Below are 18,200 nucleotides of genomic sequence, written 5' to 3'. Positions count from 1 at the left end.
TGTATAGACCCTGAAATAAATTCAGGGTGAAGGATAGAATGAAAATTAACTTAATTAATGGATAAGAAGAAACCGAAAAAAGTATTTGTAAAGGGTGCTATTCCGCCGGAGAAAATTGCTACTTCAATAGCGAATCACCAGTCCAAGACAAATATAGGTGCGCATAGTATTTTCCTTGGTCAAATTCGGGCAGATGAGATCGATGGTAAAAAAGTAAGTGCCATAGATTATTCAGCCTACGAGGAAATGGCTGAAAATGTATTCCATGAAATTCGGGAAGCGGCATTTTCAAAATTCGATATGACCTGCTGTCACATTTATCATAGCCTGGGGCAGGTAAAAATTGGCGAGATATGCCTGTTTGTTTTTACTTCTTCGGCCCACAGGAAAATTGCAATCGAAGCCTGCAATTACCTAGTGGAAGAGATCAAGGCCAAAGTGCCTATTTTCGGAAAAGAGATTTTCGAAGATGAAACACACCAATGGAAAGTGAATAAATAGATGGTAGATATTACTCATAAAATTACGAGCCTTCGGGAAGCTACTGCAATCGCTATAGTGAAGACCAGTAGCGAGGAAACGATCAAAAGGATCCAGGAAAATACGGTTCCAAAAGGGAATGTGTTTGAAATGGCTAAAGCGGCCGGTTTACTTGGAGTAAAAAAAACTCCTGAACTTCTGCCTGATTGCCATCCACTTCCTATTGAATATACCGGTATTAGTTACGAGATAAATGGATTGGAAGTAAAGATTTCGGTAACCGTCAAAACGATATATAAGACCGGGGTAGAGGTGGAAGCCATGCATGGTGCCAGTATAGTAGCTTTAACTATGTATGATATGCTGAAACCAATTGATAAAAATGTGGAGATTGGCAGCATTAGACTTGAAAATAAGCGTGGCGGAAAATCTTCATTCAAAATAGACGCAGAGGGATTAACGGCCCAGGTAGTGGTTTGTTCTGATACTATTTCCAAAGGAGTAGGGGAGGATAAAGCAGGAAAAGTTATTATGGAAAAACTGAATGAACTAGGCGTAAAAGTTGAAAAAAGGATCATTCCTGATGAAACCGATATCATCACCAATATTCTGAATGAAAGTCAGGCTAATATGATCATTTTCACAGGGGGTACAGGAGTTGGTCCGCGAGATGTAACTCCAGATACGATAGAAGCCTTACTGGATATTCAGCTAAAAGGAGTAGAGGAACAAATGAGAGATTATGGGCAGCAGCGAATGCCCTATGCGATGTTGTCACGATCTGTTGCAGGTATAAGAAATGGAAAAGTAATTCTGGCATTACCTGGATCTACCAAAGGCGCTGCCGAATGTATGGACGCAATATTCCCACATATATTGCATGTTTTTAAAGTGATAGAAGGAAAGAGACATGATTGAAGAAAAGAAGAAAATAGTAGATAATTTTGGAAGACCACATACGTATCTCAGGATTTCCCTGACAGACAGGTGCAATCTTCGATGTTTCTACTGCATGCCAGAAGATGGAATTCAGTTAATGGAGAAATCGAATATCATGAGTCTGGAGGAAATTATTGAACTGGCCAGAACCTTCCGGGATCTGGGTGTAGATACGATCAGGCTCACAGGTGGAGAACCATTGGTTAGAAAAAATTTCGGTTTCCTCGTGGAAGAACTTGCTAAACTTGGGGTAACACTAAAGATTACTACCAACGGAATTGTACTGGATAAATACCTGGAATTATTTCAGAAGATCGGGCTTAAAAGGATTAATCTCAGCCTGGATACGCTGGATAAGGCTAAATCTGTTTTTATAACCAAAAGAGATTATTTCGACCGTATTATGAAAAATCTTGAAATGGCCCTGGAATTGGATATGCACATAAAACTGAATATTGTCCTGATCAAAGGAGTTAACGATAATGAGATCAATGACTTCATTCAGCTGACAAAACATAAAAACCTTACCGTCAAGTTCATTGAATTTATGCCCTTTAAAGGAAATAAGTGGGACTGGAGCAAAGGAGTTTCAGAACAGGAAATTTTGAAAATCGTTGCTGATAAATTCGGGAAAATTAATGAACTGGAAAATCCGGAACATAGTACATCCAATAACTTCCAGGTGGAAGGACATGTAGGAAGTTTTGGAATTGTGAGCACGATCACCAATCCATTTTGCAGTGAATGCAACCGCATTAGGTTAACGGCCGATGGTAAGATGAAAAATTGCCTTTTTGCAAATTCAGAAACCGATCTTTTAACGCCATTTAGAAATGGTGAAAAGATGGAAGACATTATCATTAAGGCGATCAAAACAAAGAAATTTTCACGTGATGGGATGGACGTGAAAATGGATGCAAAGCATTATGAAAAGAACCGTTCCATGATTTCAATAGGAGGTTAATGGTTACTATACAAGAAGCTTTAAAGATCATAAATGATCAAAATGTTGAACTTAAAACAGAGTCACGAAATTTAAATGACTGCCTTGGATTTTCATTAGCTGAAAATATTACAGCCTCATTCGATATGCCTTCTTTCGATAATTCGGCGATGGATGGTTATGCCTTATGCGGTATTTCTAAGCAATATATCATTGTGGGCGAAGTTGCGGCAGGGGATAGTAGTGATATTGAACTAGAAAATGGAGAAGCAATACGCATTTTTACAGGAGCGAGAGTTCCTGAAAATACTAGTGCGGTAATGATGCAGGAAAAAACTAAACTGGAGGGAGATAAGCTTATTCTGGAAGAGGAACCAAAACCGGGGCAGAGTATTAGAAAGCAGGGTGGTGAATTGAAAACAGGGCAGGAAGTTTTTAAAAAAAATTATACAATAACTGCAGCAGGAATTGGATTGATAGGTGCTCTGGGAATAGACAAAGTTGAAGTTTATAAAAAGCCTAAAATTAATTTAATTACAACCGGAAATGAATTGATCGAACCTGGAAAACCGAAAAAAGAAGGTCAGATCTACGAGTCGAATAGTTATGCATTAGCTGCGGCGGCTGGGAAATATGGATTTCCTGTAACTCAAAAACTACAGATAGAAGATGATTTTAAAGCCATTAAATCTGGAATTAAAAAGCTACTGGAAACTTCTGATGTTCTGATTCTTTCCGGCGGAATATCTGTTGGAGATTATGATTATGTAAAACAGGCTTTGGAGGAAAATGGCGTAAAAGAACAGTTCTATAAAGTCTTTCAGAAACCTGGTAAGCCACTATATTTCGGAAGAAAGGAGAATAAGTTTGTTTTTGCCTTACCTGGCAACCCGGCTTCCTCATTAAGCTGCTTTTATATATATGTACTTCCTTTTTTGGATAAAATCAACGGATCAAAAAGATTGGGACTGGAGAAATATTCGTTTCCAATTTCGCAGAATTACGAAAATAGATCTGATCGTCCTTCATTTCTAAAAGCAAAAGTTACAGATAGTAAAGTCGAGATTTTAAATGGGCAGGGTTCTTCCATGATACAGTCTATGGCGCAAGGGAATGCCCTGGCATTTATTGATGCTGAGACTTTAATAAAAAAAGGCGAGCCTATAGATTGCTATATAATTTCATGAAATGCCGCTAGAATACCTCCCAGTTATCTTCTTCTTAATCGCATTATTTTATAGCTCCGTTGGTTTCGGGGGTGGAAGCAGTTACCTGGCAATTCTAAGCCTGGTGCTAAGTGATTTCTACGAAATTCGTTCTACCGCTTTAATTCTCAATATTTGTGTAGTAACAATAGGGACCTTAATGTTTATTCGCAACGGAGTTTTAAAACCGAAACTCATCTGGCCGTTTTTCGTTCTTAGTATACCCCTGGCTTATTTTGGCGCCATGGTGAAATTATCCCAAAATTTATTTTTTCTGATCTTAGGAGGGGCTTTAGTATTAGCTGGTATTTTTATGATGCTGAAATTTGTAAAAAGTAAGCTTGAATCCAGGGAATTATCGAACTCAAAGAAATTTTTATTTGGTGGGAGTATAGGTTTACTTTCAGGAATTTCGGGAATTGGTGGCGGAATCTTTTTATCACCGGTATTAAACTTATTGAAATGGAAAGATCCTAGAACAATTGCTTCATTAGCTTCAGTATTTATCCTGGTAAATTCCATTGCAGGACTAATAGGTTTAAATATAGCGGGAACTTTTCATTTGAATTCTGAGCTGGTATTAAAGCTTATCATTGCGGTTGTTCTTGGAGGAAGTATTGGTTCTTATCTGTCCAGTAAAAAATTTTACCTGAAGTTCCTGGGTATTTTAACGGCCATACTTGTTTTATATGTAGGCCTTAGATTAATTCTGCTTTACGGATTTTCTATAAGCATATAGGTCATCTTATGAAAGTAGAGGTAAAATAAACAGCTATTACAAAATGTTCTATTTTACATAATATAAATTATAGTGCAATTATGTGTTTGTTATAATTGATATATAAGGTCTTCATTATCTCATAACGTCGTATTAACTTTATTTGCAATTAACTGCGGACATTGTTCTTTTTAGCTGCTTTCTTCATTTCCTGAAATAATTCTTTGAACAAACCGCGTGCTATCAATATTTTCATGATCTCATTGGTTCCGGCATAAATTCTTGCCACACGATTATCGGCATACATACGTGCAATTGGATAATCCCACATATATCCATAACCACCAAATAACTGCAGACATTCATCTACAACCTTATTATGCATATCTGTCGCTGAATATTTCGCCATGGACGCGCTTTCAGCAGTTAATTTATGTTTAGATAATAATTGCGTGCAGCGATCCAGAAAAGCCTGATGTATTTGTAACTGCGTAGCACATTCAGCAAGCTTGAACTGGGTATTCTGGAATCCGGCAATTGGTTGCTTAAAGGCAGTTCTTGTAGAAGTATATTCAATGGTTTGTTGTAAAGCGCCTTCAGCACCTCCAATAGCATTCAGGGCTACTATCAAACGCTCTCGGGCTAATTCTGTCATCATTATTTTAAAACCTGAGCTTTCTTCGCCCAGTAAATTTTCTTTTGGAACTATTACATCGTCAAAAAACAATTCACAGGTATCCTGAGATTTCATTCCAATTTTTTTAAATGGAACTCCTTTTTCGAAACCTTCAGATTCACTTTCTATCAGTAATAAAGACACTCCTTCTTTTTCTGTTCCGTTATTTGTCTTAACAGCTACCAGCGACATATCGCTCATATAGCCGTTGGTAATAAAGGTTTTCTGTCCGTTTACCAGGTAATGATCTCCTTTATCTTCGGCCTTTGTTTTGATCGCCTGCAGGTCGCTCCCACAGTCCGGTTCGGTCATTCCCAAAGAAGTAATCATTTTCCCCGAAGCCATCTGGGGAAGATATTTTTGCTTTTGAGCTTCAGTACCATATTTTAAAAGATATGGCGCGATCACATCTGAATGCAAGGAAAATCCGGGGCCGGTGATTCCTTTTTTTGCAAGTTCTTCAATAAATAAGGCGCTAAAGCTGAAATCCATCCCGCCACCGCCATATTCCTCAGGCATATCAATGCATAGTAAACCTAACTCACCGGCGCGTTCCCATATCTCCCGGCTAACCATTCCGTTCTTTTCCCATTCATCAACCTGATCTATCATTTCACCTTTGATGAAATCCTGGATCATTTTCCGGGTCATTTTGTGTTCTTCGGATGAATAAATTTCACGGTCAATTAAAACGTTCTGTAGCATGCCTGATCTTTATATTTAGTAATAACAAATGCTGAAGGGCTAACAAACATTATAAACACTTCATTTAAGGTAATTTACAAAATCATTCTGAATGATCTTCAATTTAGGATCTATATACCTCCTGCAAAATGGCCTTTCTGGATCTGTTTTGTAATAATTCCTGATCTGTTCCCGGGAAGTCTTGAATTCACCAAATGGAATTAAACGGGTAATAAATTCAATTTTCTGTTCTGAAAGATGGGTTAGGATTTTTTCGGCTTCAGAATGCAGTTTGTTATCGAAATAATAAATTGCGGAAAGATATTTCGAGCGCATGCTATGCTCTGAATTACTTTTATGGGTTCGCAAATGGATGCGGATAAGGACTTCGAGGTTTATCTTTTTAGAATCATAATGTACAATTACGCCTTCATAAAATGTTTCAGGGTCATTCCCGGTTGAAATATACCCCTGCTCCACTTTTTCCACTCCTTTCAGAACCTGGAAAACCGCTTCGGTACACCAGTGACATCCACCGCCAAAACCTATTTTAATAATATTTTTTATAAGCTAATTTTATTTGATGATCGAACCATCTTCCCTGAACATCACATCCTTATTTTTACCCTTTTGTTTGAATTCTACATCATAGAATTTGCCTTTTTCAGCATTATCCACGAATTCAATTTCTGTAATTTCGTGATCTGAATACTTTTCTTTTATCACGTTTTTAATGGCTTCAGGCAACTCTTCTTCCTTAATATCATTTTCGGTCTCTACCCAGGATCCATCGGCATTAAAATCTGCCCGGTATTTCTCACCATCCTGCTTGAAATGTGATTCCCAGTAGCCATGCTCATCCTGTTTCCAGTCGGGATCATTTTCTCCGGGATATTTCTTTTGAAAAGCCATCTGAACCGCTTCAGGAGCAGTTTTATCAGCCTCTTTATCCTTCTTCTTTTCCTGGCAGCTTAATAAACCAACCGTAAGGCATCCCGCCAGTAACATTGATACTTTTCTCATGATTTTTGTTTTTATAAAACTATAAAGCATGAAATAGTTTCGGCGCCAATGAAATCATAAATTTTAGAATCGCTTGCTGTTAAGCTTTATATAATAAAGTAAAAACTTTAATTTAATACCAAAATGATTACTGTTTATGATCCGACTGTTGAGAACTAATTCTGCTAATCCAGATTTTATTAAGCTTGTTAGAGATTTGGATAAATATCTTGCGGTTAGTGATGGAGACGAGCATGATTTTTATGATCAATTCAACAAACTGGATAAGATTAATCACGTCATTCTTTTATATGAAAATGAGGAAGCAATAGCCTGCGGTGCTATTAAGCATTATGATTTAAATAAAGTTGAAATCAAACGAATGTATGTGAAAGAGGAAAACAGAAATAATGGTTATGCAGGTATGATCCTGAAAAACCTGGAAGCATGGGCGTTCGAGTTAAAATATCACAAATGTATTCTTGAAACCGGTACCAGACAAACCGAAGCCATTAGGCTTTATCATAGAAATAACTATAAAGAAATCTCTAAATATCCGCCTTATCAGGATATGGAAAATAGTATATGTTTTGAGAAAATCCTGAAAAATCAATAATACTCAGAATTTATCTGAATTTGCGTTAATAGAAATATCACTATGTACTATTCTTTCAGATTTTTTATTTTCTGTTACGTAGTACATTTTCATAACTCCCTTATTTTTAACCTCTAATTCCCCTCTATAGACACATTCAAAATTTTGACTAATTAAATCGCAGGTGCTTTCAGAAATATTAATCTTACCTGGTTCTGAATTTGACTCCATCCTGGAAGCAATATTTACAGTATCGCCCCAAATATCATAGGCAAATTTTTTGGTACCCACTACTCCGGCGACTACGGGACCTGAGTTGATCCCAACTTTTATGTCAAAAACTATATTATCATTCTCCATTTCAGATTTCGCCTTGAATGTTTTTACGAATTCCAACATTTCGAACGCAGCAAAAACGATTTTCTCAGCATGATCTTTAGCTGGAAACGGAAGGCCGCCCGCGCACATATAACAATCACCCAGAGTTTTTATCTTTTCCAAACCATAGGTTTCCACGATCTCATCAAATTTTGAAAAATAGAAATCAACACTATCTACCACTTCTTCTGGAGTAAGCCGTTCAGCATAGCCCGTAAAACCTACAAAATCTGCAAATAATACACTTACAGAATCAAATCTCTGTGATTTTACCTTACCCGTATCCCTTAATTCTCTGGCGGTATCTGCCGGAAGAATATTTTTTAATAATTGATCTGAACGGTTACGTTCTTTTTCAATAATAGATTTGGTTTTTGAAATAAATTTATTCCTTCTTAAAAGCCCGATCGCTAAAATTCCGATGAGAACGAAGCCTATTACAGTAGCAAGGATTATTGCATTTTGTGTTTTTTCTTTTTGTGCCATTAGGTCTACTTCGGCCTGCTTTTGAGCTACCTCATTATCTGTACGTATCCTAGCCATTTCCTGTACAGCTTCGATATTATTTAAACTATCTCTATAAGCTATATGATTTTCATAATGTAGATATGCCTCCTTAAAATTCCCGACTTTTTTATTTAATTCTGCTAACTTCAAATGAGCTTCACTAATTTGATCTTTAAAGCCGTATTTCTCTACTAATGCCAGACTCTTGTTCGAATATTGGAAAGCTACGTTGAGATCATTTTTCCGAAGATATATATCAGCCATATAAGTGAGATATACAGAAATGGGAGAATAATCTTCGAGTTCCTCGAGTATTTCTATAGCCATATTCATCTTTTCTTCAGCTAATGCATCTTTACCCTGCTGGGCATAGACCATTCCTAAATTTCCATTATTATAGGCTACCCCAATCTTATAATTTAGCTGATTAAATATTTGTCCAGATTCTTCAAAATATACAAGTGCGCTATCAAAATCCCGGGTATTAAAATATTCATCTCCAGCATTTAAAAGAGCTGTTGCCAGAACGATGGAATCATTGGTGTTCCTAATTATATTAATTCCCTTTTGATAGTAAGATTTTGCATTCTTGTGATTATCCATTTCAGAATAGGTATCTGCAATTGAAATTAAAATTGCACCCTCCCCTACCTGATCACCAGCCAATATTGCAAAATCCTTACTTTTAAAATAAGCTTCTAAAGCTTTAGGATTATCTCCCACAGATTGAAGATGATTTCCTTTTTGAAGGTAACCGCTATGGAGAAATTGATTATTATTAGCCTGGGATGCTTTTGAAATTAAAAGATTCGAATAATATAAGCCTTGATCTGGATCACCACTATATTCTGAAATACTTCTTAAGAGCTGTAGTTCATCTTCATATTCCCCAGACTGATAAACTGACACAAGACTATCTGCCAGCTTTTGATTTTGAGCTGAAGAAAATTGAAAATAAAAACAAAAGAAACCTATGAATAACACATAGGCCTTTCCCTTAATACTCATTTATTTATGTGTTCATTTTTAATTTTGGATCATCCCAATGTGAATCACTACTATCTTCAACAGTGTATTTTATCCTGTATTTCTCAATTTTATCTTTACCCACAGAGGGTTTCTTTACCGTACCCTGCCAAACACCATTAGGATTATCAGGTTCAGCAGTTAGTAGATGGTGTGAATCACTTTCTTTTTTCCTTTCAACTTTTAGTATTGAAGATATTCCAGGATGCTCAGTATCTATGATCCATTCTACAGTATCACCGGGATTTACGCCGGTTGTTATCTTATCGTTTCCTGGATTGTTATTTTCGCTATCTCTTAATCTCAATTTATTGGAATTCTCTTTTTTACCTACATAAATTTTAACTGTACCCATTTAAATTCTATTTAATGATTAAAAAATGTTTCATAGCTCAACTATGCATCGTAAAATTTCGAGGGGAAGGAATACTGAACCATTAATAACTGAAAATCAGTCACTTATAAATTTAACTATAATATTTATATTAAACTTATAATTTTGATGTTAAATAATTAAATGTCAGAATGTTATGCATTAGAACATAAACCTTTTAGAAGATAGAAGTTTTGCATACAGGTTAGACTAAACAAGAAGATCTTCTAAAAAAGAAGATCATTTGTGTTTGTAGTTTTTTGAAATTTTAATTGCTGATTCTAGTCAGGTCTCCCAATTAGAGGGATATTGAAACATTATTTCAGCTGGATTTTTTGGGCTCAGTTCTGTTCTGAAAACTCTTTTTTACTAAAGAGAATACCAAATGCTTTTAATTGTTTAATATTTAAAAGAATTACTGTAATGATTCCCATAATAGGGATGGCCAGGATCATACCTATGATACCCCAAACCATATTACCAACAATTACTGATATAATAACAAAAAAGGGATGCACGTCTACTCTTTCTCCTACGATATAAGGCTGAAGTACATAACTTTCCACAAACTGAGTAAGAGTAAAAGTTAAGGCAATTCCTATAAGCACCGTGGTATCACCACTCGTAAGAAAGCCAAATGCGACCGCCATGGTAAAACCAAGTATGTTTCCTACGTAAGGAATTAAAGTAAGTAACGCAGCAATAACGCTCACCAGTATAAAATTATTAACTCCGGAGATTCCAAGCCCTATAGAATAAATAACAGCAAGTAATCCCATTAGCACTAACTTACCAAGCAAATACTGCGGGGCCACTTTAATCGATTTATTTATAACAGTTTTCACAGCATCTCGTTTTTCATTAGGAAAGACCCTAAGTAAGAAATCCTTAAAAATATTACGGTAATTCAATAGAAAGAAAACATATACAAAAACCAGGAGGTAATTTGCTACAAAACTGGTCAATCCACTTATAAAAGAAGTTATCTTTTTCTGAACCCCGCCACTTAAAGATGAGCTCCCTCCCTTTGCCTCTTTTAAATCCTGCTGACTGAGAGGAGTATGTTCCAAAGCAAAATTTTTAAGTTGCTCAATTTTAGGTGCCATTGTATCTTTAATCTGAGGCCAGTCGTTGCTAAAACTTCTAATTTGAGCTGATATAAGTGCCAGGAGTCCTATAGAAACAGCAAATAACAAGATACTGTTGATCAAAGCTGCCAACGGTCTTTTCATAAAATTTTCCAACCTGTTTGAAAGTGGCAGGACTACCAGACTTAGTATGACAGCCGTAATTAATGGAGCGAAAAATCCTTTTGCCTTAGCTAAACCTAGAAATAGAAAATAAACTGAAAGAGTAGTCGCAGCTATATAAAGCAGAAGCTTCTTGTTTTTAGTCATAATTGTTTAGAAAGTTTTATTCAATATCGTAAATGTTTTCGCCATTTTCTGCTAAAGAAATCTAAAACCTACTTTCCATTTTTTAGAGATTAGTAGTTTGACGATAAAATCAACAAATGCCTAAAGAAGGATCCAGTATTACAACCTATGTCGCTAATTGCACAAATTTTTAATAGCAGTGGGTAAATTCATTGCTCCTTTTTTACCGGCAGTTCTGCACTGCTTGATGAAATCTACTCGTTGGTTTATACTTACTATAATTATATCGCCATTATCGAATACAAATTAGCTTTAAAATTAGGTATAAAAAAAGCCACCCTAAAAGGATGGCTAGTTTTGTAAAAAAAAGGAAAACTAATTAGTCAATTAGCTCAACGTTTACAGCGTTTAATCCTTTTTTTCCCTGTTCAGTTTCGAACTGAACTCTATCATCTTCACGAATATCATCGATAAGTCCACTTGAGTGTACAAATATGTCTTCGTTTGATCCTTCAGCTTGAATAAAACCAAATCCTTTGGTTGTATTGAAAAACTTTACTTTACCTTCTTGCATTACTATACTTATTATATTGTTATAAATTACCGTTTTTATTTAATGATCACACGGCGGGCGATCTTTACTGATTTAAAAAACTATTAGATAGCCTTTAAAATTAGTCGATTACTTCTACGTTCACAGCGTTAAGGCCTTTTTTGCCTTGCTCAACTTCGAACTGTACTCTATCATCTTCACGAATTTCATCGATAAGACCACTTGAGTGAACGAAGATATCTTCGTTTGAATCGTCAGCTTTAATAAAACCAAATCCTTTGGTATTATTGAAAAACTTTACTTTACCTTCTTGCATTACTATACTTATTAATTGTTATAAAATTGCCGTTTTTGTTTTAAGATCGTACGACATCCAATCTATATTATTTTCAATTCTAAAAAGTTTGAAAATAATTAGTCAATAACTTCAACGTTTACGGCGTTAAGGCCTTTTTTACCTTGTTCAACTTCGAACTGAACTCTATCGTCTTCACGAATTTCGTCAATTAGACCACTTGAGTGTACAAAGATGTCTTCGTTTGAATCGTCAGCTTTAATAAAACCAAATCCTTTGGTGTTATTGAAAAACTTTACTTTACCTTCTTGCATTATACTATACTTATTAATTGTTATAAAATTGCCGTCTTTGTTTTAAGATCGTACGACATCCAATCTGTTTTTTTTATCCTGCTCTAAGATTATCCATCCTTCCTAATTGACGCAGCATTTTAAAATGCTCACCAACTGCCGAGACAAAATTATGTTTATTATGATATGGCAAACCGTATTCTTTAGCGGTTTGAGCAACTATATGTGATATTTTTCTATAATGAACATGACAAATATTTGGTAATAAATGATGTTCTATCTGGTAGTTTAAACCTCCTATCAACCAGGAGAAAAATCTACTCTTAGGTGAAAAATTACTCGTGGTAAAAAGCTGGTGACTTGCCCAATCTCCTTCTACTATGCCTTCTTCATTAGGTAATGGATATTCTGTTGTTGGGACAATATGAGCCAGTTGAAATACCGTGGTAATCATTAGTCCGGTTACAAAATGCATGCTAATAAAAGCAAGCAAAATAATCCACCATGCCTGTGGAGACATAATCATAGGAAGTACAAGTACAAAGCTGAAAGAAATAGCTTTCCAACCTATTACCTTCATCAACTCTTTATTAAAAGTTTTTCCTTCCTTAAAGAATCCCATTTTTTTAAAACGAGCCATTCTAACAAAATCTTTCGCCGTCACCCACGAAACTGTTGAAAGTCCGTAGAAAAACCATGAATATATATGTTGGAATTTATGAATTGCCTGTCTTTTTGAATGCGGTGTAAACCTTAAAAAGAACGGAGGATTTATATCATCATCTGCCTCTTCAATATTTGTAAACGTATGGTGAAGAACATTATGCTGAATTCTCCAAATACTCGCATTTGCACCAATAAGATTTAACGTATAACCCAGGTATTGATTTACCTTTTGATTCTTGGAATAAGAATTATGAATAGCATCATGCATGATGCCCATTCCAATCCCGGCCATTCCAAAACCACTGGTAACATATAACGCAAATAATAGCCACACACTTGTAACGATCCCTGTGTTGATAATAACCAACGGAGCGATAAATACAAGTAACATCAAAACCGTTTTAACAATCATGCTGGCATTAGCATGTTTACTAATATTATTGGTTTTGAAATAGGAATTAACCCGACTTCTTAAGGTCTTGGAGAATTCTGAGGCTCTTTTTTGAGCAAATTTTGGATTATTGATACTGGTACTATTTAATTTTATTGTCTAAATACTGAAGTGAACAAAACTTTGAATATCCTGAACGGATTTACTTAAGTGAAGAAAACTAAATTATTTTTACTTTACAAATGTACACTTTAATATTTAGCACACACTACAATAAACTTTTAATTTTCAATAAATTACCTTTCAGGATAAGTTTTGCAAATAAGGATCAGTAAAATACTGTGAAGAAGTGAATTAGATTTTCTTAACTCTAACTGCATTGAGCCCTTTCATTCCCTGCTCAAGCTCAAAACTCACCTTATCATTCTCGTCGATTTCATCTATAAGTCCACTCACGTGAACAAAATATTTTTCACCGGTAGTTTTTCCTATAATAAACCCGAAACCTTTAGAATGATCAAAAAATGAAACTTTTCCTTCTGTATCTGTCTCAGGTTCGTCATACTCTCTATCCTCTTTCTTTGGAATAGCGATCTCTATATCTTCAGCTTCTACTTCTACTTTCTGAGTTGGATCTGGTGGAGTATCGGTTAGATTTCCATCTGCATCTACATAAGCGATCATATCTTCAAAAGATGCTCCTTTATTGGAATTCTCTTTTCTTTCCAATTTTTTAGCTTCTTTCTCCTTACGCTTTTTAAGCTTCTTCTTTTCTTTTTCTCTTTTGTTTTGGGTTTGTCCGGATCTTGCCATTCACTATAATTTAATTAATATTCGTTTCAAACTTCAATGCTTTGAACCTACTAAACGAATACCAGAAAAATTTAATGTGTAAGATTATCTTTTGAAGGTTTAATTCAGAGAGAGCAATGGCTGATTTCAGCCTGCATCAAAATTTTGGTAAAGATAGTGATAGGAATTCGATAATAAAAGATTTAACGCTGAGACTTATTAAAATTATGGCTTATGAGGGGATTATTTGTAACTAATAGTGAAACCAGGCTTTTTCAGCTGATTTTATTTTAATTGCAAAAGTTTATTTCGGAAATATTAGTTAAAAAAATAAAAACTAATGAAGAAATATTTTTGAGGCTAGTTATAAGGTTTATAAAAGTCAGGCTTCCGGGAACTATTAGATGATCAACAATTTAAATTTTATAAACTTTCATTAATCCCGTATATCCATGAGCTGCCGGAGACGGTCTATATGTTCATCAACTTCCTGAATTCTGTCTGAATAAGAACGAGCTAATTGCTCTGATCCCTTGCTTTTAAAATTTTCAGCAATCTTAAGCATTAATACTTTTTTTTCTTCCAAAGTTCGAAGGCAAACCCAAAGCGTTTGTTCCAGGTTCTCATTTTGAGCTAAAAGCAAGGATTCCTGGGAAAACGAATGACCAACATGACAACGATACCGTTCAATTTCTGTATCCTTAATTTTCCATAATGGACCTCCACAACTTGCGCAGCTTAAAGAAACCTTTTCTCCAAGTAGATCTTCAGTTTTTACCTGACTGCGTATTTTTGTGGCAATTTCTGATTCCCGAACTAAAGTATATGGTATTTCCTTTTTTTCCGGTAATGGCTTGTCAGTCAATTCTTTTATAATGTCTCCAATTTCTTCCAGATTGGCTGAATAATCTATTTCAACAAATTTTTGTGCAGTGAGAGGCATTCCGGAATATTCTGCGGTTTCAGGTTCCTGAATCATGGCAACACCCCCACATTTCTTAATAGCTTCAAGACCTACAGTGCCGTCATTCAACCTGCCTGAAAGAAGAATTCCTATACTACGATTCCCGAAAGCTACAGCAGCAGACCTAAATAAAACATCTATAGAAGGTCTGAAAAGGTTTTCCCGGGGACCATTTGAATTTGATATTTTCCCATTAACTACCACCATATGCTGATTGGGAATTCCCAAATAAACCTTTCCTTTTTCAATTGCCATATTTTCCTGTGCCTCCATAACTTCCATCTCTATTTTTTGATTTAAGTATTTAGAGAAACTGGAGATCATGTCAAATGAAGAATGAACCACAACAAGAAAGGCTGCATTAATATCAGCTGAAACATTTTGTAGAACCTTTTCAACGGCTAATCTTCCCCCGGCAGATGCGCCTATTAATATTATTCTGTGATTATCCAAAACAGTATTACTAATTAGATTAAGACAATTATTATAGTATGTACTAATTTCTAAAACAATAAAAATGGCCGGAATATGATCCCGACCAATATTTTAAAAGTTTATCTTATCAGGCATTCTTTTCAAAAGAAATATTTGCATTAACTGCATAAGTGGTAATAGAATCCCCCTTAACATTAGCTTTCATCTCTTTTATATATACAGACTTTATGTTATTTATGGACTTCGCTGCTTCTTTTACCGCATTTCTTGTAGCATCGTCAAAACTCTTTTCAGAAGTTGCTATAACTTCAATAACCTTTACAATTCCCATAATATTAAATTTTTTAGTTGAATATTTACTTTCAATCAATTTACCTATTAGAAGGCTCAACTTCAAATGATTAACACAAGATTATTATTCAGAAAGGCTGAAGTACTTAAAAATCCTCTTTTTTAATAGGAATTAAATAAACCGGAATCTTGGTCTTTTCCAGAATATGACTGGCTGTGGTTCCCATTAATACCTTTTCCAAGACGGAGTGACTGTGAGTGCCCAAAACGATCATATCTGCATTCCATTCTTCAGCATAATTAAGTATTGCTGCAGACGTAGGCCCCTCAGCCATATGCGTTGTTACTCCGGGATCATTTAAATGTTTTGCAGCTGTCTCTACATAATCTCTAGCTACTTCCCTGAGCTCTGAAATAACATTCAAGTCTACCGCCATTTCATTATAACCTTCATACCCCATAAAACTGGGGTAATTTACTCCGTAATAGCTAACATCGGCCAGTACATGAATCAAGCAAACTTCAGCACCAAGCTTTTTTGCTAATTCGTAACCCTTGCGCACCACACCTTCTGAATTTGGATTATAATCGATCCCTATAAGAACCTTTTTCATGAATTTAAAAATTATGGTTAGTTCTTCTAAATTAGGGAAAATTCGAATAAAAAATTAATCGGGCTTCCCTGAATATGCATCAACAGGCTCATTAAATCCTATAAATAATACACAGGGTCCAGAATCTTTGCATTTGGCAGTATGAGGTTTCCCGGCAGGCCCGTATGCATATGTGCCCGATTTTAAGGTCTGAGTTTCTTCGCCCTCATAAGTTACTTCCATCTCTCCAGACAGCAAAACCATTCTTTCGGCGGAAGTGTGCCAATGCAATGGGATATCTGAATTTGCAGGAACTTTAAATAAAATATCGGCGTTCCCCTTGGCAGGATCACCATGTAAAACGGAAATATTACATCCTTCAGGCATAAAGTCGGGACAGCTCCCCCACTCCAGGTTGCTATCATTTATATTTATTGCTACAGAATTTTTATGTTCTATTTTTTCCTGTGCCTGAAAGCTTAGGGAAAATGATAATAATAGTAATGTTATTAATTCATTTGATCTGATGTACTTTAAATATGTTTTCATTGGTCTAGGTATTAAATGATTTCAAATTATTTATTAATTCGTTTACTTTTTTTTTGAAAAATAAACTTGAACAAGCTTAAAAGTTAAGGGATATGAAGCAGATCAGAAATAGGTGATAATGCGTATAAATACAGGTTCTTAAAAATGTTCTATTTCATGACAATTATCATATAATCAGACTTTTGAAAATTTAATAATAAATGTGTTTTAGATTATCTTTAATCAGTTAATCATATTAAATTTTCAAGCCTATGAAAACTACAAGAGAATCAGCCAGAGAGGCAAGTCATAAAAGACTGGTTCATATTCTTTCAGATCTTTTAGAAAAGAATTATGATGCAGAAAAAGGATACAAAAAAGCCATAGAGCACACCCATAATCCTGACCTTAAAAAATTTTTAAAGAACCAGGCAGTTCAGAGAAATCATTTTGCTACTGAAATCGACAGGAAATTACACCAGTTAAATGAACATCCAAAAGACAATAATAATGGAAGTGCTTTAGGAAATATACATCGGTTCTGGATGGATTTTAAAAGTTCATGGGGAAAGAAAGATGACCATTCTATTTTAGAAGAATGCTTAAGAGGTGAAAAAGCAAGTTTAAAGGAATACAAGGAAAAGCTTAAAGAGAAAAACCTGAATCCTGAAATAAAAACAATGCTCGAAAATCACCGGGATAGTATTGAAAAAACCTTGAAGCAAATAAGTCTGCTTGAAGATCTCGAGGATTAAAAACAGCACAGCCGGAAACTACTTTCCGGCTGTGCTGTTTTCTTATCTTCCAATGTCTCTAGTTCTTCACTACAATAAGTTCTGCTTTTGCCCCGGTTAATAAATTCCACTCTTTTTTAGCTAAGTGTTCTCCTTTTTCACTGAGAACTCTAAGTTCAGCAGTATTAGGACCAGAACTGCCCTGATTAAGGGCTACAAACTCTATACTATTAAATCCATCCTGTAATGTTACCAAAATGGGCGTGAATCCTGCATTTAAACTTACACTTGCAGCTACAAGTTCTCCATTTACGAATATCTGAACTTTATCACCATCTATAAATTGATGATCCCTGCAGTAAACTTCAACAAATCTTCCCTGGGTTACAACACTTCCCAGGCTTTGATCCTTTCTATATTCTTCTTTAACTTCATTGTCTTCAGCCCATCTTTTTTTCATTGCATCGGCTTCCGTCATCAGATTATTGGGATTCTCCCGAAGGTCTATAGCTTTAGGTTTCTCCCTTAAAAATCTACTTTCAGTTTCTGATTCTTCTTTTTTAAGAATAGGAAAACCCGTAGTTTTAGATTCTTCAGCCTTAAAGATAGGGCCTGTATTAGTGGTACGAGGAATTTCAATTTGTGCAAATCCTGTCATACCTAAACTGAAGAAAAGAATAAAAAGTAATTTTGAACGCATTTGTTAAATCTTAGATCACTTATAATATATCAAAAATACAGCCAAAATTTTAAGAGCGCTGTC

At 35.2% G+C, this 18,200-nt stretch carries 23 protein-coding genes; 7 read left to right on the top strand and 16 right to left on the bottom strand.

Annotated elements, in window-relative coordinates; translation table 11 throughout:
* The first annotated feature begins 57 nt into the window (after window positions 1–57).
* The 5 genes from LGQ90_RS02680 to LGQ90_RS02660 are packed head-to-tail and all read left to right on the top strand — an operon-like array spanning window position 58 to window position 4,306.
* Window positions 58–501 carry a molybdenum cofactor biosynthesis protein MoaE gene (locus tag LGQ90_RS02680; RefSeq protein WP_229337853.1) on the top strand — a complete coding sequence of 148 codons (444 nt, stop codon included), beginning with the start codon at window positions 58–60 and terminating at the stop codon, window positions 499–501.
* Window positions 502–1,398 carry a bifunctional molybdenum cofactor biosynthesis protein MoaC/MoaB gene (moaCB, locus tag LGQ90_RS02675; RefSeq protein WP_229337851.1) on the top strand — a complete coding sequence of 299 codons (897 nt, stop codon included), beginning with the start codon at window positions 502–504 and terminating at the stop codon, window positions 1,396–1,398.
* Window positions 1,391–2,383 carry a GTP 3',8-cyclase MoaA gene (gene moaA / locus LGQ90_RS02670; RefSeq protein ID WP_229337849.1) on the top strand — a complete coding sequence of 331 codons (993 nt, stop codon included), beginning with the start codon at window positions 1,391–1,393 and terminating at the stop codon, window positions 2,381–2,383. The genes moaCB and moaA overlap by 8 nt, the downstream gene beginning before the upstream one ends.
* A complete protein-coding gene (locus LGQ90_RS02665; protein ID WP_229337847.1) occupies window positions 2,383–3,549 on the top strand; it encodes a molybdopterin molybdotransferase MoeA in 1,167 nt (388 codons plus the stop codon). Before moaA ends, LGQ90_RS02665 begins: the two co-directional genes overlap by 1 nt.
* 1 nt (window position 3,550) lies before the next feature.
* Window positions 3,551–4,306 (top strand): sulfite exporter TauE/SafE family protein, encoded by a 756-nt coding sequence (locus tag LGQ90_RS02660; RefSeq protein WP_229337845.1) that lies wholly within the window; start codon window positions 3,551–3,553, stop codon window positions 4,304–4,306.
* A 148-nt stretch (window positions 4,307–4,454) separates the two neighbouring features.
* Here LGQ90_RS02660 and LGQ90_RS02655 read toward each other — a convergent pair whose 3' ends face one another.
* From LGQ90_RS02655 to LGQ90_RS02645, 3 genes are read right to left on the bottom strand one after another with little or no spacing between them, the layout of a single operon-like run.
* Window positions 4,455–5,666 (bottom strand): acyl-CoA dehydrogenase family protein, encoded by a 1,212-nt coding sequence (locus tag LGQ90_RS02655; protein WP_262904323.1) that lies wholly within the window; start codon window positions 5,664–5,666, stop codon window positions 4,455–4,457.
* Between the two features lie 60 nt (window positions 5,667–5,726).
* A complete protein-coding gene (locus LGQ90_RS02650; protein WP_341481951.1) occupies window positions 5,727–6,194 on the bottom strand; it encodes a peptide-methionine (S)-S-oxide reductase in 468 nt (155 codons plus the stop codon).
* Between the two features lie 27 nt (window positions 6,195–6,221).
* Window positions 6,222–6,668, bottom strand: a complete 447-nt coding sequence (locus LGQ90_RS02645; protein ID WP_229337841.1) for a PepSY-like domain-containing protein — start codon at window positions 6,666–6,668, stop codon at window positions 6,222–6,224.
* 136 nt (window positions 6,669–6,804) lie between these two features.
* Between LGQ90_RS02645 and LGQ90_RS02640 the strand changes: the two genes are divergently transcribed.
* Window positions 6,805–7,263, top strand: a complete 459-nt coding sequence (locus LGQ90_RS02640) for a GNAT family N-acetyltransferase (protein ID WP_229337839.1) — start codon at window positions 6,805–6,807, stop codon at window positions 7,261–7,263.
* A 3-nt stretch (window positions 7,264–7,266) separates the two neighbouring features.
* Here LGQ90_RS02640 and LGQ90_RS02635 read toward each other — a convergent pair whose 3' ends face one another.
* From LGQ90_RS02635 to LGQ90_RS02580, 12 genes are all read right to left on the bottom strand, one after another.
* On the bottom strand, window positions 7,267–9,135 hold the full coding sequence (locus LGQ90_RS02635; protein WP_229337837.1) for an adenylate/guanylate cyclase domain-containing protein: 1,869 nt from the start codon (window positions 9,133–9,135) through the stop codon (window positions 7,267–7,269).
* Between the two features lie 4 nt (window positions 9,136–9,139).
* Window positions 9,140–9,508 carry a hypothetical protein gene (locus LGQ90_RS02630; RefSeq protein ID WP_229337836.1) on the bottom strand — a complete coding sequence of 123 codons (369 nt, stop codon included), beginning with the start codon at window positions 9,506–9,508 and terminating at the stop codon, window positions 9,140–9,142.
* A gap of 359 nt (window positions 9,509–9,867) precedes the next feature.
* Window positions 9,868–10,923, bottom strand: a complete 1,056-nt coding sequence (locus LGQ90_RS02625; protein WP_229337834.1) for an AI-2E family transporter — start codon at window positions 10,921–10,923, stop codon at window positions 9,868–9,870.
* 358 nt (window positions 10,924–11,281) lie between these two features.
* Window positions 11,282–11,476, bottom strand: a complete 195-nt coding sequence (locus tag LGQ90_RS02620; RefSeq protein ID WP_229337832.1) for a cold-shock protein — start codon at window positions 11,474–11,476, stop codon at window positions 11,282–11,284.
* Between the two features lie 100 nt (window positions 11,477–11,576).
* Entirely contained in the window at window positions 11,577–11,771 is a 195-nt protein-coding gene (locus LGQ90_RS02615; RefSeq protein WP_011709462.1) for a cold-shock protein, read from the bottom strand.
* Between the two features lie 98 nt (window positions 11,772–11,869).
* Entirely contained in the window at window positions 11,870–12,064 is a 195-nt protein-coding gene (locus LGQ90_RS02610; RefSeq protein WP_011709462.1) for a cold-shock protein, read from the bottom strand.
* Window positions 12,065–12,137: 73 nt separating this feature from the next.
* Window positions 12,138–13,100: a fatty acid desaturase family protein gene (locus tag LGQ90_RS02605; RefSeq protein ID WP_229337830.1), complete on the bottom strand. Its 963-nt coding sequence runs from the start codon at window positions 13,098–13,100 to the stop codon at window positions 12,138–12,140.
* A 354-nt stretch (window positions 13,101–13,454) separates the two neighbouring features.
* Window positions 13,455–13,913, bottom strand: coding sequence for a cold-shock protein (locus LGQ90_RS02600; RefSeq protein ID WP_229337828.1), 459 nt, complete (start codon window positions 13,911–13,913; stop codon window positions 13,455–13,457).
* A 415-nt stretch (window positions 13,914–14,328) separates the two neighbouring features.
* Window positions 14,329–15,309, bottom strand: coding sequence for a chemotaxis protein CheB (locus LGQ90_RS02595; protein ID WP_229337825.1), 981 nt, complete (start codon window positions 15,307–15,309; stop codon window positions 14,329–14,331).
* Between the two features lie 109 nt (window positions 15,310–15,418).
* Window positions 15,419–15,622 (bottom strand): dodecin family protein, encoded by a 204-nt coding sequence (locus LGQ90_RS02590; protein WP_229337823.1) that lies wholly within the window; start codon window positions 15,620–15,622, stop codon window positions 15,419–15,421.
* Window positions 15,623–15,728: 106 nt separating this feature from the next.
* Window positions 15,729–16,196: a universal stress protein gene (locus tag LGQ90_RS02585; protein ID WP_229337821.1), complete on the bottom strand. Its 468-nt coding sequence runs from the start codon at window positions 16,194–16,196 to the stop codon at window positions 15,729–15,731.
* A gap of 54 nt (window positions 16,197–16,250) precedes the next feature.
* Window positions 16,251–16,724, bottom strand: a complete 474-nt coding sequence (locus LGQ90_RS02580; RefSeq protein ID WP_229337819.1) for a cupin domain-containing protein — start codon at window positions 16,722–16,724, stop codon at window positions 16,251–16,253.
* Between the two features lie 251 nt (window positions 16,725–16,975).
* On the opposite strand from LGQ90_RS02580, the gene LGQ90_RS02575 reads away from it, so the two are divergent.
* Window positions 16,976–17,458: a ferritin-like domain-containing protein gene (locus LGQ90_RS02575; RefSeq protein WP_229337817.1), complete on the top strand. Its 483-nt coding sequence runs from the start codon at window positions 16,976–16,978 to the stop codon at window positions 17,456–17,458.
* Between the two features lie 58 nt (window positions 17,459–17,516).
* Here LGQ90_RS02575 and LGQ90_RS02570 read toward each other — a convergent pair whose 3' ends face one another.
* Window positions 17,517–18,137: a hypothetical protein gene (locus LGQ90_RS02570; protein ID WP_229337815.1), complete on the bottom strand. Its 621-nt coding sequence runs from the start codon at window positions 18,135–18,137 to the stop codon at window positions 17,517–17,519.
* Window positions 18,138–18,200 lie beyond the last annotated feature (63 nt).

It is taken from the genome of Christiangramia sediminis (assembly GCF_020552705.1).
In the GTDB taxonomy this organism is placed as follows: Bacteria; Bacteroidota; Bacteroidia; order Flavobacteriales; family Flavobacteriaceae; genus Christiangramia; species Christiangramia sediminis.
Note: the sequence above shows the minus strand (reverse complement) of the source record. Positions and strands in the feature narration are given on the sequence as shown.

What these genes read in the sequence shown, in the direction of transcription:
- LGQ90_RS02680 (WP_229337853.1), top strand. Translation starts at nt 58, where the DNA reads ATGGATAAGAAGAAACCGAAAAAAGTATTTGTAAAGGGTGCTATTCCG.
- moaCB (WP_229337851.1), top strand. Translation starts at nt 502, where the DNA reads ATGGTAGATATTACTCATAAAATTACGAGCCTTCGGGAAGCTACTGCA.
- moaA (WP_229337849.1), top strand. Translation starts at nt 1,391, where the DNA reads ATGATTGAAGAAAAGAAGAAAATAGTAGATAATTTTGGAAGACCACAT.
- LGQ90_RS02665 (WP_229337847.1), top strand. Translation starts at nt 2,383, where the DNA reads ATGGTTACTATACAAGAAGCTTTAAAGATCATAAATGATCAAAATGTT.
- LGQ90_RS02660 (WP_229337845.1), top strand. Translation starts at nt 3,551, where the DNA reads ATGCCGCTAGAATACCTCCCAGTTATCTTCTTCTTAATCGCATTATTT.
- LGQ90_RS02655 (WP_262904323.1), bottom strand. Translation starts at nt 5,666, where the DNA reads ATGCTACAGAACGTTTTAATTGACCGTGAAATTTATTCATCCGAAGAA.
- LGQ90_RS02645 (WP_229337841.1), bottom strand. Translation starts at nt 6,668, where the DNA reads ATGAGAAAAGTATCAATGTTACTGGCGGGATGCCTTACGGTTGGTTTA.
- LGQ90_RS02640 (WP_229337839.1), top strand. Translation starts at nt 6,805, where the DNA reads ATGATCCGACTGTTGAGAACTAATTCTGCTAATCCAGATTTTATTAAG.
- LGQ90_RS02635 (WP_229337837.1), bottom strand. Translation starts at nt 9,135, where the DNA reads ATGAGTATTAAGGGAAAGGCCTATGTGTTATTCATAGGTTTCTTTTGT.
- LGQ90_RS02630 (WP_229337836.1), bottom strand. Translation starts at nt 9,508, where the DNA reads ATGGGTACAGTTAAAATTTATGTAGGTAAAAAAGAGAATTCCAATAAA.
- LGQ90_RS02625 (WP_229337834.1), bottom strand. Translation starts at nt 10,923, where the DNA reads ATGACTAAAAACAAGAAGCTTCTGCTTTATATAGCTGCGACTACTCTT.
- LGQ90_RS02620 (WP_229337832.1), bottom strand. Translation starts at nt 11,476, where the DNA reads ATGCAAGAAGGTAAAGTAAAGTTTTTCAATACAACCAAAGGATTTGGT.
- LGQ90_RS02615 (WP_011709462.1), bottom strand. Translation starts at nt 11,771, where the DNA reads ATGCAAGAAGGTAAAGTAAAGTTTTTCAATAATACCAAAGGATTTGGT.
- LGQ90_RS02610 (WP_011709462.1), bottom strand. Translation starts at nt 12,064, where the DNA reads ATGCAAGAAGGTAAAGTAAAGTTTTTCAATAACACCAAAGGATTTGGT.
- LGQ90_RS02605 (WP_229337830.1), bottom strand. Translation starts at nt 13,100, where the DNA reads ATGTTACTTGTATTTATCGCTCCGTTGGTTATTATCAACACAGGGATC.
- LGQ90_RS02600 (WP_229337828.1), bottom strand. Translation starts at nt 13,913, where the DNA reads ATGGCAAGATCCGGACAAACCCAAAACAAAAGAGAAAAAGAAAAGAAG.
- LGQ90_RS02590 (WP_229337823.1), bottom strand. Translation starts at nt 15,622, where the DNA reads ATGGGAATTGTAAAGGTTATTGAAGTTATAGCAACTTCTGAAAAGAGT.
- LGQ90_RS02585 (WP_229337821.1), bottom strand. Translation starts at nt 16,196, where the DNA reads ATGAAAAAGGTTCTTATAGGGATCGATTATAATCCAAATTCAGAAGGT.
- LGQ90_RS02580 (WP_229337819.1), bottom strand. Translation starts at nt 16,724, where the DNA reads ATGAAAACATATTTAAAGTACATCAGATCAAATGAATTAATAACATTA.
- LGQ90_RS02575 (WP_229337817.1), top strand. Translation starts at nt 16,976, where the DNA reads ATGAAAACTACAAGAGAATCAGCCAGAGAGGCAAGTCATAAAAGACTG.
- LGQ90_RS02570 (WP_229337815.1), bottom strand. Translation starts at nt 18,137, where the DNA reads ATGCGTTCAAAATTACTTTTTATTCTTTTCTTCAGTTTAGGTATGACA.